The 16,030-nt window shown below is 38.2% G+C and carries 13 protein-coding genes; 1 reads left to right on the top strand and 12 read right to left on the bottom strand.

The window, feature by feature from the left end; genetic code table 11:
• Positions 1-753 carry an ABC transporter ATP-binding protein gene (locus LVD16_RS13125; RefSeq protein ID WP_233774401.1) on the top strand — a complete coding sequence of 251 codons (753 nt, stop codon included), beginning with the start codon at positions 1-3 and terminating at the stop codon, positions 751-753.
• Here the strand turns inward: LVD16_RS13125 and LVD16_RS13120 are convergent.
• From LVD16_RS13120 to LVD16_RS13065, 12 genes are all read right to left on the bottom strand, one after another.
• Positions 750-4,187 carry a DUF8818 domain-containing protein gene (locus LVD16_RS13120; RefSeq protein ID WP_233774400.1) on the bottom strand — a complete coding sequence of 1,146 codons (3,438 nt, stop codon included), beginning with the start codon at positions 4,185-4,187 and terminating at the stop codon, positions 750-752. The two genes, LVD16_RS13125 and LVD16_RS13120, sit on opposite strands and share 4 nt — an antisense overlap.
• Positions 4,177-7,860 carry a sensor histidine kinase gene (locus LVD16_RS13115; RefSeq protein WP_233774399.1) on the bottom strand — a complete coding sequence of 1,228 codons (3,684 nt, stop codon included), beginning with the start codon at positions 7,858-7,860 and terminating at the stop codon, positions 4,177-4,179. The genes LVD16_RS13120 and LVD16_RS13115 overlap by 11 nt, the downstream gene beginning before the upstream one ends.
• A gap of 123 nt (positions 7,861-7,983) precedes the next feature.
• Complete coding sequence (locus LVD16_RS13110) at positions 7,984-8,253, bottom strand: CAMCR motif-containing small membrane protein (RefSeq protein WP_233774598.1); 270 nt, start codon at positions 8,251-8,253, stop codon at positions 7,984-7,986.
• A gap of 36 nt (positions 8,254-8,289) precedes the next feature.
• Positions 8,290-8,820, bottom strand: coding sequence for a DUF420 domain-containing protein (locus LVD16_RS13105; protein WP_233774398.1), 531 nt, complete (start codon positions 8,818-8,820; stop codon positions 8,290-8,292).
• Positions 8,801-9,328 carry a hypothetical protein gene (locus tag LVD16_RS13100; protein WP_233774397.1) on the bottom strand — a complete coding sequence of 176 codons (528 nt, stop codon included), beginning with the start codon at positions 9,326-9,328 and terminating at the stop codon, positions 8,801-8,803. Before LVD16_RS13100 ends, LVD16_RS13105 begins: the two co-directional genes overlap by 20 nt.
• 70 nt (positions 9,329-9,398) lie before the next feature.
• Positions 9,399-9,737, bottom strand: a complete 339-nt coding sequence (locus LVD16_RS13095; protein WP_233774396.1) for a cytochrome C oxidase subunit IV family protein — start codon at positions 9,735-9,737, stop codon at positions 9,399-9,401.
• 19 nt (positions 9,738-9,756) lie between these two features.
• Positions 9,757-10,527: a cytochrome c oxidase subunit 3 gene (locus LVD16_RS13090; RefSeq protein ID WP_233774395.1), complete on the bottom strand. Its 771-nt coding sequence runs from the start codon at positions 10,525-10,527 to the stop codon at positions 9,757-9,759.
• A 17-nt stretch (positions 10,528-10,544) separates the two neighbouring features.
• A complete protein-coding gene (locus tag LVD16_RS13085) occupies positions 10,545-11,132 on the bottom strand; it encodes a cytochrome c oxidase subunit 3 (protein WP_233774597.1) in 588 nt (195 codons plus the stop codon).
• A 12-nt stretch (positions 11,133-11,144) separates the two neighbouring features.
• On the bottom strand, positions 11,145-12,038 hold the full coding sequence (gene cyoE / locus LVD16_RS13080) for a heme o synthase (protein WP_233774394.1): 894 nt from the start codon (positions 12,036-12,038) through the stop codon (positions 11,145-11,147).
• Complete coding sequence (locus LVD16_RS13075; RefSeq protein ID WP_233774393.1) at positions 12,038-13,081, bottom strand: COX15/CtaA family protein; 1,044 nt, start codon at positions 13,079-13,081, stop codon at positions 12,038-12,040. The genes cyoE and LVD16_RS13075 overlap by 1 nt, the downstream gene beginning before the upstream one ends.
• Entirely contained in the window at positions 13,062-14,936 is a 1,875-nt protein-coding gene (locus LVD16_RS13070) for a cytochrome c oxidase subunit I (RefSeq protein ID WP_233774392.1), read from the bottom strand. Before LVD16_RS13070 ends, LVD16_RS13075 begins: the two co-directional genes overlap by 20 nt.
• A gap of 18 nt (positions 14,937-14,954) precedes the next feature.
• Positions 14,955-16,022, bottom strand: coding sequence for a cytochrome c oxidase subunit II (locus LVD16_RS13065; protein ID WP_233774391.1), 1,068 nt, complete (start codon positions 16,020-16,022; stop codon positions 14,955-14,957).
• Between the last annotated feature and the right edge of the window lie 8 nt (positions 16,023-16,030).

Here is a 16,030-nt window from a genome sequence, read left to right as displayed (position 1 = left end):
ATGATCAGAATAGAAAATATAAGAAAGTCATTTGGAGATAAGGAGATACTCAAAGGCATAAGTGGTGTATTTGAGAGGGGAAAACCTAATTTGATCATTGGCTCCAGTGGTACAGGAAAAAGTGTGCTTTTAAAAACTATCGTAGGCCTGGTGGCTCCTGATGAAGGTCATGTTTTTTATGATGACAAAGAGTTTACCAACGCTGACCGAGATACAAAAACAGAAATCAGACGTGAAATAGGCATGCTTTTCCAGGGTGGAGCGTTATTCGACTCTAAAACGGTAGAGCAAAATGTGATGTTTCCACTGGATGTTTTGACTAAGATGCCTCGTGGTGAAAAGATCGATCGTGTAAATTTCGCGCTTGAAAGAGTGGGATTGGAAGGCCAGAATGGTAAGATGCCATCTGAAATAAGTGGTGGTATGCAAAAGCGTGTAGGTATAGCCAGGGCTATTGTAAACGACTCCAGCTATCTATTTTGTGATGAACCTAACTCAGGCCTTGATCCACAAACATCCATCCTTATAGATGACCTTATTTTAGAAATCACCGAGGAATCTAATATCACTACCGTAGTGGTAACTCACGATATGAATTCGGTACTTGGTATTGGAGAGAAGATTATGTTCTTATACAAAGGGCACAAGCTCTGGGAAGGCAATAAGAATGATATCATGTATTCCAATGTGAAGGAATTTGATGATTTCGTATTTGCTAACAAGGTGATGAGTAAGCTGAAAGCAGAACGTTAAAAGAGTGCACTTATTTGCACTCTACCTACGTGCACAATATCAGTATCTTCTGATTTACGCCCATTATAACTGATATTCAACTGCAATCCAGAAGCTATCTTCTGCTGCCAGTTGATATTCCAGGTCAGGTTTCTGCCAGGTTTCAAAGCATTGAGCATATCATAGCCGATGGGTGAATTTTCCTCTCCGGTAAAATCTATCTGTACCCACCTAAACTGAGCACTAAAAGTTCTATTGGTTGCTTTATTAAACTTAAAATCCATACCGCCTTCTTTAATAAAGGCACTTTCACTGCTTTCCGCACTGAATGTATTTCTCTTTTCCTGGTAATTGTACTGAACAGAAAACCTAAAATTGCCTCTAGGCTGCCAGGCTAATTCCGGATTGATACCTCTGGAAGCAATGTTGTAGTTTCGGCCATCCAGAAAGTCTGAAGTGATAAGCTTATCTCCCTTTATCACCTGAACCCTCAGGTTATATTGCCTGGAAAAATTCACCCTTCCATTTAAAGTATATTCATCGATATTTCTCCCTTGAAAGCCACCTGTCAATAGCTGCTTTTGATCAGCACTGAAATAACTAAAATCGGCACCATACTTCACACTGGCTCTGTTATAAAACACAGTGGATCGTAGCACATTTTTTTCTGCAATCACATCATTTTCAGGCACTTCTTTCACAAACCCTAGTAACCGACTATCTAAAGACTCATCTGTAGTCTTTACATCTGCTACCCAGGAGGTATTATTTGAAAACCGACTGAGCAACTCTTTTATGCCTCCCTCCTTTTTCCATGTCCTCGGCATTTGAAGGTTAATTCTATACGTCAGCGTATTCTGGAAGGCTGTAATAAACTCATTGGTAGGTGTGAAAATTCGCACATAGTTCTTTTCATCTTGATTAATGGCTTCAAAAAATTCATCCAGATCCTTTATGCCATCGTTATTCAGGTCTCTCCAAGTGTAAATACCCTCTCCTGTTGGTACTTTTATGTAAACAAACTCCTTTCTTGGCTCCTGGCTATTGGCAATGGTATAAGTGAGGTTAGAAACAACATGCCTCTTGAAGAGATTGTTCTGCAAATCCAGACGACCTGAAACAGTTTCTTCTAGCTGATCTGTTTCAGCATACTCCAGCTCTCTGTAGGTAAAAAGAACCGAGAGATGATGATTTTCAAAATCCCTGCTCACCGTAAAACGACTAGTATTAGAAGTGGTGAAATCTTCTAATTTTCCTGTCAGAACATTTTTATCTGTTCTATAACTATGCTGAGCCAGAAACTGCAACTTCTTATCGGCTACACTTCTTACATAAAAGGTATGTGCATCATAATACATGGCTGTGCTCACTAATGAGTCTGCAGCTGAGTAATTCACCAGGTTATGGTCTATACTATACTGATACCCAGGAATTAACCACTTTGTTTTGTAAGACAAATCGCCATTGAATCGTTGCCAGGTTATATCTAATGAGTCCTGATCACTATCCATTAAAAACAGATCACTTCGCAGCTGAAAATTTCCAATTTGCTTATCCAAACGAGCAGTTTGTTGGAAACCATCAACTTGTAGACCTCTCTTCCTATGAACAGCTTCGTAATTCAAGCCATTATCAGCATTTTTCCTCACACCCAAAGATATTGTTGAGATGTAATCACTATAAGTATCTGTTTGGATATTAGGGTTATAACCCCAGTCTCTGTCATACTCTATATACCTAAATCGATCTATTGGGGCAAAATTTTGATCATCATATTCAAAGGATAAATGACTTTCAAAGAGATAATCCTTCATAAAGCTGATTTTCCTTTTTTCTGAGTGTAAGCCTGTTTTTATAGCAAAACCAGTATTGTCTTCATTGTCAACATCAGAATATAGGTTAAGGTCCTGATCGGAAAAAGCTGTTTCTACATACACTGTCTCATGCTTTGAAACTGCGTACTCCGCCCCCACATTTGCCATTTGCTTTTTAGTAGGCGTTGGTATTTGCTGCACTGGTTCGTACTGCCCTTGTGGTTGCCCATTTTCAGGTGAAACCCAGGCATATACTCGGCCATTAGCAGTGGTAGTTTCTAATACATAATTACCATTACCCAAGCCTACATCACTAAATGTAACCTGGTAAAAAGCATTCTGAGCACTATTACTATATAAATAAATCTGTTGGGTAAGTCCATCGTTATCCACTGTATCTTTCTGGGCATACAGAACCTGATCAGCATTATAGCCAACACTATCAACTCCAGAAATTACCGCTGCATTCACATCATCTCCAACCTCACTTAGGAGTAGCTTGTCCTCATTTGACAGGTCAACCAGCAAAGGTCTGTCTCTATTATCTTTTTCACTGTATACATTGGCAAACAGACTCAGCTTACCACTTTTCTGATAGTGACTGGCTGTAGTAATAGTACGGCTGTAGTTCTGATCAGAATATTCATAATCTACCCTGATGCGTGAGAATTGGGTAATCAGAATATTATTAGTGAAAGTAATCTCAGCGCTGTTATAATCGATGGTGTAGTCATTATTATAACCTCTAACCAGCTGTTTACCATCTAGAAACACTTTCTCAGAATTAGCCAGTATGATGATAAAGCCCTGCCCTGAAACTCCAGGCACCCTGTAGGGGCCCTGAATACCTTCCTTGGGTGTAATTTGTACAGATGCAAACTTTCCCTTAGCCACCGAAATTCCTAACGTATTTGATATCTCTGAATTGCCTACATTATAATTTAATTCTGCCAGGCCACCCTGTACATTTTTATAGTATTTTAAAAAGTAAGAAGGTCGGCTTTTAAGTACCACATCACCTCCGGTAAGAGAGAACTTATCATTATAGACCTGAATGAATACATTATCAAAATCCTGAAGCTGCTGCGTGTTGCCCTCGGGTTGAAAAGGCACATTCTGATCTGTAATTGCCGCTCTGATATTCAGATCATCGGTGAGCTTACCATCTAAATTTAAGTTAAGTGTAGAGTTGACAAAAACGTTCTGATTATTGCCAAACGAAATCCCCCTACTTATGCTCCCGCTTTTATTAATGCCTTCTGTTGCAAATAATTGATCGCGCTGCAGTAGACTTTCCTCTTTCACCGGATCTTTGAATACAGCATTAGAGTCATATACATCCAGGCTACGGTGATAGTATTTCTGAGCTAAATTAAATGGCAGTACAGAATAGCACACCTGCACTGAATCAATATTCTCAGTAGTTTGCAGCTCCAGCTCTCCGGTACTAAAATTATAAACAGGTTTTACTAATGCTGTATCTACCGAAAGCTCAATGGAATTCGGAGTGATGGATAGAGTATCTAAAACGAAAGGCTGATTGGCAATTTTAACCCATTTGCATCTTTTGGGCTCAATATCTTGACCATGAGATAAAAATGGTAAAAACAGCATAGCAAAGGCTACTGCACTAGCCTTCATTAGGGACAATGGGCAATTCAATAAAAAATGAGGTGCCACTTCCCTGCTCAGTCTCAAACCATATTTTTCCTCCTGCATGCTCTACACCGTGCTTTGCTATTGCCAGGCCTATGCCAGACCCAGTTTCCTTTGTACTAAAATTAGGAATAAAAATCTTGTTGTGAATTGATTCGTCTATTCCAGGGCCATTATCTCTAATTTCAAGTAACAGCTTCTGTTTGTTAAGAATAGTAAGATTTACATGAACAGTCAAGCTATCTTTTTCTCTTGCCTGAATAGCATTGATAATAATGTTAGAAATTATTCGCCCCATAAGCTGTTCATCACCTCTGGTAAACACCGGATCTGCTGGCAATTCTAAGAAAATCTCAGTGAATTCGGTATTCTCTAGCAGGCTTACCGTATTTTTCACTACAGCTCCAAGCTCATACACCTCATTTTCAGGAATAGGCATTTTAGCAAAGGAGCTGAATGACGAGGCAATATCATTCAAAGTATCCACCTGAACCAGCAAACTATCTATCGGCTTTTCGAAGTCTCCATCCTGAGCTGTACCTTGAATACGCCTTCTTAAATGCTGTAAAGTCAACTTCATCGGAGTCAAAGGATTCTTGATTTCGTGGGCTACCTGCTGCGCAATCTCTCTCCATGCTGATTCCTTTTCAGTCCTTGCCAGAGCCTTCTTACTATCCTCAAGGTTGAGAAGCATTCGATTATATTCACTCACCATTAGCCCTATTTCATCATCAGCTTTCCATGTGAGCGGTTCATTAAATCCTGTAAGTGTTGTTTTCTTCAGCTTCTGAGTGATCAATACCAATGGAAAGGTTAACCACTTTGCGGCCAAATAAGATACCAGTAGAAAGAACAAAAAGATCACTGAGAAAATGTTCGTTACCGTTGTCAATACCTCTACCTGATTTTGCTGAATGGTATATTCTGATTGGAAGAAAGGTATACTCAAAATTCCAATTAACTGGCCACTTTCAAATGACTTTACGGCATAGAAGGTGCTGTAGAAATCCAAGTTGCCAACAGCCTCTGTAGTTACATAAGCATTTTCTCCCTGCTCCCGTATTTTACCTAACGCTCTTGGGTTTATGTACTGAGAAAGTAAATCATTCTCATAAATCAGAGGCTGGCTACTGGCCAATAACCGCCCACGTATACTAAACAAGTTTACATCTACTCCAGCATATTTAGCCACCTCAGCAATTTTGCTCCTTAGCTCATCATGATCCGTGGTGTTTTGCTGTATAAATGATTTTAATGGATCACTCAGATTAGCACTTATGCTCTCTGCTTTTTTGAAATACTCCTCATTCACCTCCTTTCGGAATGACGAATTGATGACACTTAGGGTAGTGATGCTTACCGCAATAAGTGGTAAAAAGAATGCTGCATTCAGGTAGAGCTGTATCCTGGCTGAGTAGTTAAGCGTAACTTTCTGGAAGCTGTAGTATAAAGCAAAACATGCCACTATGATTAGGAAAACAAATACCTGAGTAAGAAAGAGAAATGAAAAATTACTAAATATATCCGATAAAGGATGATTATTTGAGCTTATCACAATGATCCTCCCCTGATTATCCTTTACCGCTAAGTGCAAATAACCACCATGACTCAGTGCGCCCGCAAACAATTCGCTTTCGCTCAACAGCTCCTTATCAAAATCCGTAATGTAATTATAATCACCTGAATGATAAGTGATTACACCTTGAGAATATACAGCGTAACTGTAATTGGCATTTTGATAAGGAGTTAAAAATCTATTATCTACTAACAGCTCAGGATATACATTTTCAGGAATGATTCTTTTCAGGTTAAGATCCATAATCACGTACCCCATCAGTACTCCCCTTCTTTTAATCTCAATGAAATCTAAATACCTCTTTGAGGCATTGATACCGAGCCTATTAATGAAGTATATACCGTCATAATTGGTCTTATACTCTGCTACATCAAATTCATTAATTTCCTCGGGAGAAAGTTGATTCTCAGTATTATCAAAAGACTTGCCGTTCGCATTATACAGGTAGATTTTGATTTCATACTTATCAAAATAGCTCCCCAGATAAACCTGTTTAATCTTTGACTTGATAACATCTTTTGAGAAAAATGGACTGGACATCCTTCCCTGAATGAATAAATCTTGCTTTATGTTCTGGTTAACCTCAGATAGCAGGTACTCAGCCAGGTTATCGTTCTCAATTAAGAACTGATTGGCAAATTTAAGTTTCTTCTCCCTCTCCTGCTCGTTTTCAAAATGGTCTATAGACAATGCTCCAATTACTGCTGAAGCTATCAGGAAAGTAAAGAAATAAAGGAAGGTATTATAACTGAGCTTAATTACATAATCAGGAAGGCCAGACAGCAACAGTACAATAAACAAAGAGGTGGCTACTATGAAGCTATACACGTAGACCTGGCCCACGAAAAAATTAATCATTATAAACAGCAGGCTACTCACCCCGAAAGCAAGTAATATCCTTCTACGCTTTCCACTAAGTACGAAAAGCCACTTATATCCAATATGGAAGAGCAGGAAAGTAATAGCAGAGCCTAACACAAAGATTATGAGCGCGACCCATCTGTGCCCGTCAACTTCAAGGCCTCTGTTCACATCATAGCTCACCTGAGAGTTATGATAAATGGTTTGGAGCACCAGGTACTGAAAGTGAAATACCAGCAACATCATCCCGGAAATGAGTACCAGCATTATAAATCGGCTTTGCACATTTAGTTTATCAAGCCAATATTGAGGCACCATCTTATCATTATTCAGAAAATAGTAAAGCGAGATGATTAGCACAAAAATCAGGTTGATCAATAAGTCACCAAAAGATGGGTTTAGGCTGGAAGAAGCAAAGTAGCGCGAATCAAAAAGACCTATATCTACCAGACCGTTTGGAAAATTCAGCAATAACATCAAAGCCCTAAGACCTATTAGGATAATGACCAGCAGAGCAAACTTTAAAAATCCAGGCTTCTCTGAATAGAAAAATGAAATACAGTAGCCTAATAAAAACACTATACTTAAAGCATACAATGCTGCAATTATATAATTAACATGTCTTTGAGCCTCTGTATAATTCTCACCATAAAGCACTCTGAATATGCAATTATCATTATCGATACATACAGGCTGCCCGACAGTCATATCTGTGGAGAAAAGCTTCAATGATTGGCTGGAGAAAATACTGGGATTATACCCCGAGTGCACGTAGTTATTATCTATCTTATAAGTACTATGAAGCATTATGGCACCATACACTTCGTAATCAGTCTCGTCAACAGACCATTTTCTTACTAAATATTCCTTTCTTAAAGACTTTACGAATTTATAAGTATAGTCACCCGCCAGATACCTGTATTCAGGTACAAACCGGTAATCTGACCAATATACTAAGCGGCCACTTTTATACACATAAAACGGATGAGAAGGATGAGGTATAGATGAAAAAAGAAGTTCGTTACTTTGCTCTAAATTCTCAAGTATCGGAACCACCTCCCTTTGAAGCTCCAGAGCTTCTTCCTGCATATTACTGGTAATATGAGCTGTAAATTCTTCCTGAGAAGGAGAATCTGATTCATGTAGAAAATATAAGGCCGTAGCTGATAGAAAACAAATCAGTGAGCTGGCAAGGAGGATCTTTTTATAATTAGCAAGCAATGATATAATACAAGAGTTAGGTGGCTAAAGATAGTGATTTAATACAACTACCCTCAAAGGCTCAAAATTTATACCATTAATATAAGAATGAAATATTATCCAGAGATGATCAGGGTCAATAAATTACCAGGCTACCCGGCTTCTGGTTTGCTTGGCTTTGGCATTAGCTCTACTTTTCTTATACCAGAAGTAAGCTACCACTGACACTGCCAAATAAGGCATTACAAATAAGTACATAATGCCGAAATTAAGTCCTGCTCCAATGCCAACATCACCATTGCTCACATTATTCTCTACAGTAGCCCTACACATAGCACACTGTGCGAATGCACCCACACTATTTACCAGCACCATTGCGGCAATAAGAAAAGAAGATACTAATAGTTTTTTCATCATTACTTTTACAAACAAGAATTGAAAAATAATAGTTTATACGTAATAAGGACTGATCATAAAGTACACTATCACTCCCGTAATTGCCACATACAGCCAAACGGGAAACGTGATTCTAGCTAACTTTTTATGTTTATCAAATCTCTCAGCAAGCGCTCTTACAAAGGTAAATAACACCATAGGAATTACGGCTACTGATAAGATAATATGTGATACCAGAATAAAGTAATAGAGATACTTAATGAAACCCTCACCACCAAAGTGAGTAGAATCACTGGTCATGTGATATAACACGTACATGACCAAGAAAGCAGCCGACAGGCCAATACAAACCTTCATTAGCTTCTCATGCAGTTTCCAATTATTGTTTTTAATGGCAATGAAAGCCCATATCAGGCAAATAGCAGTAAAGCCATTGATACCAGCATAAATAGGTGGCAAAAACGAAAAATCCAGTCCTTCTATGCGTACTTTAAACAAAACTGCTACCGCAACAGGTATAATGATAGATAAAGCTACTATGAGCTTCTTATACTTTACCTCCTTATCAATTCTCTCCGTTTTCATTTAAAATCTTTAATTCTACGATTAACCTATCTTGTTCATCCAAATCAGTGGCATAATAGCCTCTAATCCTGCCTAACTTATCCACTGAAACATACTGACCAGAATACTCGGCCGCATAAGCACAATTGAGCACCTTATCATAAGTTTGTCTATTATATACAGTGGTTGGCACTCCCTCAATTTCAACTTGCTTAGAACTATAGAGTACAAAGGTCGGCATTTGGTCATTAAATGTATCCTTCAACCTCACAAATTGATTACTGATTTCCAGCGGATCTGCTATGGAAGGCTGATAGAAAAATACTAGTTGCCCTTTCCCTTCAGCTTTTAACGAATCTGGAATTGTATAATCCGCACCTAGCTCACCACAATCCGTGGTGGTACCTGCCTCCTGGTAATAAACTGGAATATCAAATTTGTTATTACCGAATACTTTTAAAAACAGGAATATTCCCACTGGTATGGCCAGTGTAATAACCAGAAAAGCGACTTTAATGACTTTGTTCATAATGCTAAACATAAAATAAGGCTAGGGTTTTCACCGCTAGCCTTATTTTAAGATCATATATTTTTAATTCTTAGTTTAAGAATCTCACATCAAATATGGCCATTCCTTCATACAAGAATGCAATAAGCATCCATACTACGAAGATCAATGGAATTAGAATAGACCAAATTAATGACTTCATTTCATATTTCAAGTGCATGAATTCACCTACGATATAAAATGCTTTCACGATGGTTAACCCTACGAAAATCGCTATTCTTAGAGTTTCCATTGATAATGGAATAGTAAAAGCAATGATGAATTCTACGGCTGTAATAGCTGCTAAAATACCAGCTGTCAGCCATATCTTTCTAATCTTATTCTTATCTGCCGGTTGTACTTGTACGTGTGTTGTCTCTTCAGCGTGCATATCTTAATATTTTATAATCTTAAACCAAATAAAAGAAGGTGAATACGAATACCCATACAAGGTCTACAAAGTGCCAGTAAAGACCTACTTTCTCTACCATTTCATAGCTACCTCTCTTATCATAAACTCCCTTCACTGTGTTATAGTAAATTAAGAAATTTAATACAACACCACTGAATACGTGAGTACCATGGAAACCAGTGATAAAGAAGAAGAAATCTGCAAAGTCAGCTGGACCGTACTGGTTCACAGTAAGGTTAGCACCGAAAATTGTTTTCTCCATCCAACTACCATTAACCAGGAAATTCATTGCAGTACCACTCTCAGTTCCTACTATGTAGTGTGTCCACTCCCAAGCCTGACAGCCTAAGAATACAAGACCACCGATGATAGTCCAAAGCATCCATTTTTCAACCGCTTTTCTATCCATTCTGTGTCCAGCTTCCACACCTAATACCATAGTAACACTACTCATGATAAGGATAAAAGTCATGATACCCACAAACACAAGAGGAAGATCTTGTCCGTGTAAAAAAGGAACGGCATTAAATACTTTTTCAGGAATAGGCCAATACTCATTGGAGAATTGGAAAGCTTCAGCTGCTCCATCATAAGCCTGATGTGCAGATCTTACCATTCCGTAAGTAATTAGTAAGGCAGAAAAAGTAAATGCATCTGACAATAAGAAAAACCACATCATTAGTTTTCCATAACTTGCCTTAAACGGTGACTGCCCGCCATCCCAAATACTTCTCTTTGGGCCATCAATTGTCTGTGTGGTAGTTGACATAATGATACTTTAAATCTCTAATTATGATTCAATAATAAAAATATAAATAAATAAATCCATAGCACATCTAAGAAATGCCAGTAGGTAACACACATTTGTAACCTAGTTAAATTCTTAGAATGTACTTTGTACTTAAATGTAGACACTAAAGTAATGATTAAAACAATAATCCCACTTAATAAGTGAACTACATGTAGTCCTACTAAAACTATGAGAAAAGAAACCGATACATCATTACTTGAAAAATGGTATCCTTCCTCTGCCAGTGCTAAGAAACCGTAGTATTGGCTAGCTGTAAATAATAATCCTAATATGGTTGTAATCACTACGGCCACCTTTACCATGTCCAGATTATCTCTCTTAGCTGAAAGATAAGCCCAATGCATAGAAATACTGCTCATAGCAATCAAAGCTGTAGAGTACCAGAAAATTTGTGGCAGTTCAAATACCAACCACTTGCCTTCTGCTTGTCTCACGATATAAGCACTTGTTAAAGCCGCAAATATCATCACTACAGTAACCATGAATAACCACAATGCAAACTTTTTAGGATGCATTGATAATGTCTTTTCTGGCTCTTCTACTAATTTAAAATCTGATGTCATCTCCATTCCTCCTTACACTTTGTCTAATAAAAACGCTATCTGCACGATAGGTAAATATAAGAATGACCCAAACATAATTCTTAATGCTGACTTCCTGTTTCCATGTCTCATCAATGAGAATGTCTGAGCCAGGAACAGCACGCCACAAACAGTAACCACGATAGCCGAATCTATTCCTGTGATGCCAAACTTAGCTGGCAGCAATCCTAAAGGAATAAGGAAAAGCGTATAGATCATGATCTGAACTGCTGTGTTCATATCTTTCTTTCCACCAGAAGGCAGAAGCTTAAATCCGGCTTTCTTATAATCATCATCCGCCACCCATGCGATAGCCCAGAAATGAGGAAACTGCCAGATAAATTGAATTCCAAATATTATTAATGCCTCATAAGATAATTGTCCTGTAGCTGCAGTCCATCCTAATAAAGGAGGTAAAGCTCCAGGTATAGCTCCTACAAATACTGCTATTGGTCCTACTCTCTTTAAAGGCGTATATACAAAGCTGTATAGGATCATTGAAACCAAAGACAACCATACTGTAAGGCCGTTGGTATAGAAACTAAGAATCCATAACCCCAAGGCCGCAGTAAGGAATGTAAATACCATGGCTTCCGTTACCGAAATACGATTAGTCGGCAATGGTCTGTTCATGGTTCTAGACATAAGCTTATCTAAATCCTTTTCAATAATCTGATTGATAATGACTGAAGATCCAGAAATCAAAAACCCTCCAAAACAGATGGCTAATAGTTCGCCCCAATGAATATCTCCTTTTGCTCCAAGTACGTATCCAAATCCGCAAGAAAATGCCACCAATAGTGAAAGCCTCACCTTCAAGAGTTCTATAAAGCTTTTCACCTTCAGTGAAATCAAACTAATTTTATATGTTGTGTTATTAGCAATCATTATATCTCTAACTTCCTCTTATTATTAAGTTGTAAAAACAATAAGAATTGAAGTCCAAAAATTAAAGTTCCCAATAAAAGATGAACAGGTTGAATAAAAGCAGGAATGCCAAAATAAGCCATTGAAACTCCGCTTATGATCGCCACTAATACTGTAGCCATAATTCCATAAGCTAATGAAGATTTCACTGAGTTCTTAACAAGCATATAGATCAATACTACATGTAATAACAGCACCACCCAGCTGAAAGATCTATGAACTATAAACTCTCCGCCAAGATTATTCACCCATTGAAGCCTTTGATCATTACCTAAGCTAGCCGCTACTACATCAATGACCTCTCTCACCTGTGTTCCTAAAAATACCTGAATTAAAGAAGTAGCCATACAAGCTACAAGAAGACCTTTAACGCCACTTACATAATTAGCATTGTCCTCGTTACCAGTAACAAAATAAAGATAAACCAGTAATGCCACTATAACCATGGCCAAGAACATATGAATAGTCACCATCCATGGCACCAGATTGGTAGATACCACTATAGAACCTATCCACCCCTGAAAGATTACCAGAAGTAATGTAGCTGCCGCTACAAAGAATATGGTCTTGTTTTGTTTCAAGTATCGTAAAGACAGTATGAATGTGATAAGAATAAAGAAGCCGATTAAAACCCCCACTAACCTATTCACATACTCCGTCCAAGTTTTATATTTATTAAAATCGTTCTCTACTAAAATGGATTCATCATTCAGAATCCTATTAGCTGTATCATCAAACCCCAGAGCTGTCAAATATTTGGCGAACCTCACATTTTTCTGTGCTCTCTTGTTAGCGTAAATATCCTTGTAGTCAGCAGGCAGTTCAGATTGATCTGTAGGTGGCACCCAGTTTCCAAAGCATTTTGGCCAATCGGGGCATCCCATTCCTGAACCTGTACTTCTTACAATCCCTCCTACCAGGATAAGTACATATACAGCAATAAGAGTAATGAGGCTGAACCTATGGAGCAGCCTCGCTCTGTTTTTAGTGTCCGTTCTTATCATCTACCACCACAACCGTCACATCGTCATCCTTTTCTAACTTAATCATATCATTTTCATGAGGTAAGTTAGACTCAGGAGTCATAGAGAATGGTATGTGCTGAGGTATAAAGTCTTCCTTAGCACCTGGCTTACTGTAATCATAAGGCCATCTGTAAACCTTCGGTATCTCTCCAGGCCAGTTTCCGTGACCAGGGTTGATTGGAGTAGTCCACTCTAAAGTGTTAGACTCCCAAGGGTTAGCAGTAGCTTTTCTACCTCTCCAAATACTGTAGAAGAAGTTGAAAATGAAGATCATTTGAGCCGAGAAGGTAATTATAGCTGCAATACTCACAAACATATTCAAGTCAGTGAATGAGTTAAGCGTATCAAAGTTGGTAAATGAATAATATCTTCTTGGATATCCTGCGATACCGATGTAGTGCATAGGGAAGAATACCATGTATACACCTACAAATGTTAACCAGAAGTGTACGTATCCTAATCTGTTGTCCATCATTCTACCAAACATCTTAGGGAACCAGTGGTAAACACCACAAAGCATACCGAAGAATGATGCACTACCCATTACTAAGTGGAAGTGAGCCACTACGAAGTAAGTATCGTGAAGCTGAATATCTATGGCAGAGTTTCCTAAGAATATACCTGTAAGACCACCAGAGATAAAGAATGATACTAGTCCTATAGCGAATAGCATAGCAGGCGTAAACCTGATGTTACCCTTCCATAAGGTAGTAAGATAGTTAAATACTTTTACGGCTGAAGGTACTGCAATGATCAATGTTAATAACATGAATACAGAACCTAAGAATGGGTTCATACCTGACACGAACATGTGGTGTGCCCAAACAACGAATGAAAGAATGGCAATGAATAACATAGATCCAACCATAGCCTTATATCCGAAGATCGGCTTTCTTGAGTTAGTTGCTACTACCTCAGAAGTAATACCCAACGCAGGTAACAATACAATGTATACCTCAGGGTGACCTAAGAACCAGAATAAATGCTGGAATAATACGGGGCTACCACCTTGGTTAGGAAGAGCCTCACCACCAATGTAAATATCAGAAAGGTAGAAACTTGTTCCGAAGCTTCTATCAAATATCAATAATAATGCTGCTGCAAATAATACAGGGAAAGAAAGTAAACCGATAACAGCCGTTAAGAAGAACGCCCAAATAGTTAAAGGTAACTTAGAGAATGACATCCCCTGAGTTCTCATGTTAATAACCGTAGCGATATAATTGATACCACCTAGAAGGTTAGAAACAATAAACAGAGCCATAGCTACCAGCCATAAAGTCATACCTAAACCAGAGCCATTCACAGCCTGAGGTAATGCACTTAAAGGAGGGTAAATAACCCAACCACCAGAAGCAGGACCTGTTTCAATAAATAAAGAAGTGAACATTACCACACTAGATACAAAGAAGATCCAGTAAGAAAGCATGTTCATAAATCCTGAAGCCATATCACGAGCTCCAATTTGTAATGGTATAAGGAAGTTAGAGAAAGTACCACTTAATCCCGCAGTAAGTACAAAGAATACCATGATGGTACCATGCATAGTTACCAGCGCTAAGTAGAACTCCGGATCTAATTTACCTTCTGCACTAATCCATTTTCCTAATAATGGCTCTAACCAGCCTAAATCAGCATCAGGAAAACCTAATTGTAATCTAAAAATGATAGATAAAGTACCTCCAATAAGAGCCCAAAAGATACCTGTAATCAGGTACTGTTTGGCTATCATTTTATGGTCTGTACTGAAGACGTATGTTGTCCAAAAGTTACCGTGATGATCATGTTCATGATCATGCCCTCCATCTGTTATGTGTAAATCAGCAGTTGCCATAATCTATATATCTTTTCCTTATAGTGAAGCTTCAGTTTCCGTATTTTCTTCTTTATCAAAGCCAGCTTTGATCTTAGCTAACTCTCTTTTTTCCACAGGGATCTTTTCCAAGTAATCCTCGTTCAATTTCAACCAGGTAGGTTGCTCAGCCTTCCAAGCCTCATAATCTTCAGGCTCATCTACTACAACCTTAAGTTTCATTGAAAAGTGACCTCTACCACATATTTCAGTACAAGTAATGAAATAATCAAACTCTTGATCTCCTATCTCGTCTCTCATATCCTGAGTAGATTTTGTCGGAGTGAATTTGAAGTGAGTAGGCATACCAGGAACAGCATCCATTTTCACTCTGAAGTGAGGCATAAACACACTGTGAATTACATCTCTCGCTCTAATCTTCAACAATACCTCTTTTCCTTTAGGAATATGCATTTCCATTGGCATGAAGTCATCATAAGAATTTTCATCTGTAAGATCCATACCAAACTGGTTAGAGGCATCAATTAATCTATAATCGTATTCACCTAGTTTATCATCCTTAACACCAGGGTAGCGAACACCCCAGGCAAACTGATATCCCATTACTTCCACTACCTCTGCATCATCAGAAGCTTTTGAAGTAATGTTATTCCACGCGCTAAGACCAGTTAGTACTAAACCAGCTAATACAACAGCAGGAACTACAGTCCAAAGAATTTCAAGTTTTGTATTATCAGGATAAAATTTACCCTTATTACCGTCTTTGTGTTGATATTTAAAGCTAAAAAAGAAAAGTAAAACGTTAGTAACAACGAATACAACACCTGTCAAGGCCGTAGTTAACCAGAATGCAAAATCCATAGATCCAGCATGCTCTGAGGCCTGAGGCAATGTGTAATCATCAAAGTAAGCAAAGGAATACCAGAAGAATAATCCAAAACTTACGAACATAAATAACAGTAATAAACCAGCATTAATCTTATTACCCGATCCTACCTTCTCCCTATGGGTGCCTTTTACTACGTTTACTAGCGTACCTATCCTAAATAAGATAAGAAGGATAACCACAAGAAGAACAACACCTATAGCAATAATTACTTTGAACATATCCCTAT

The organism is Fulvivirga ligni (genome assembly GCF_021389935.1).
GTDB classification, from domain to species: domain Bacteria; phylum Bacteroidota; class Bacteroidia; order Cytophagales; family Cyclobacteriaceae; genus Fulvivirga; species Fulvivirga ligni.
The sequence above is the reverse complement of the archived record's forward strand: the minus strand, read 5'-3'. Positions and strand labels throughout refer to the sequence as shown.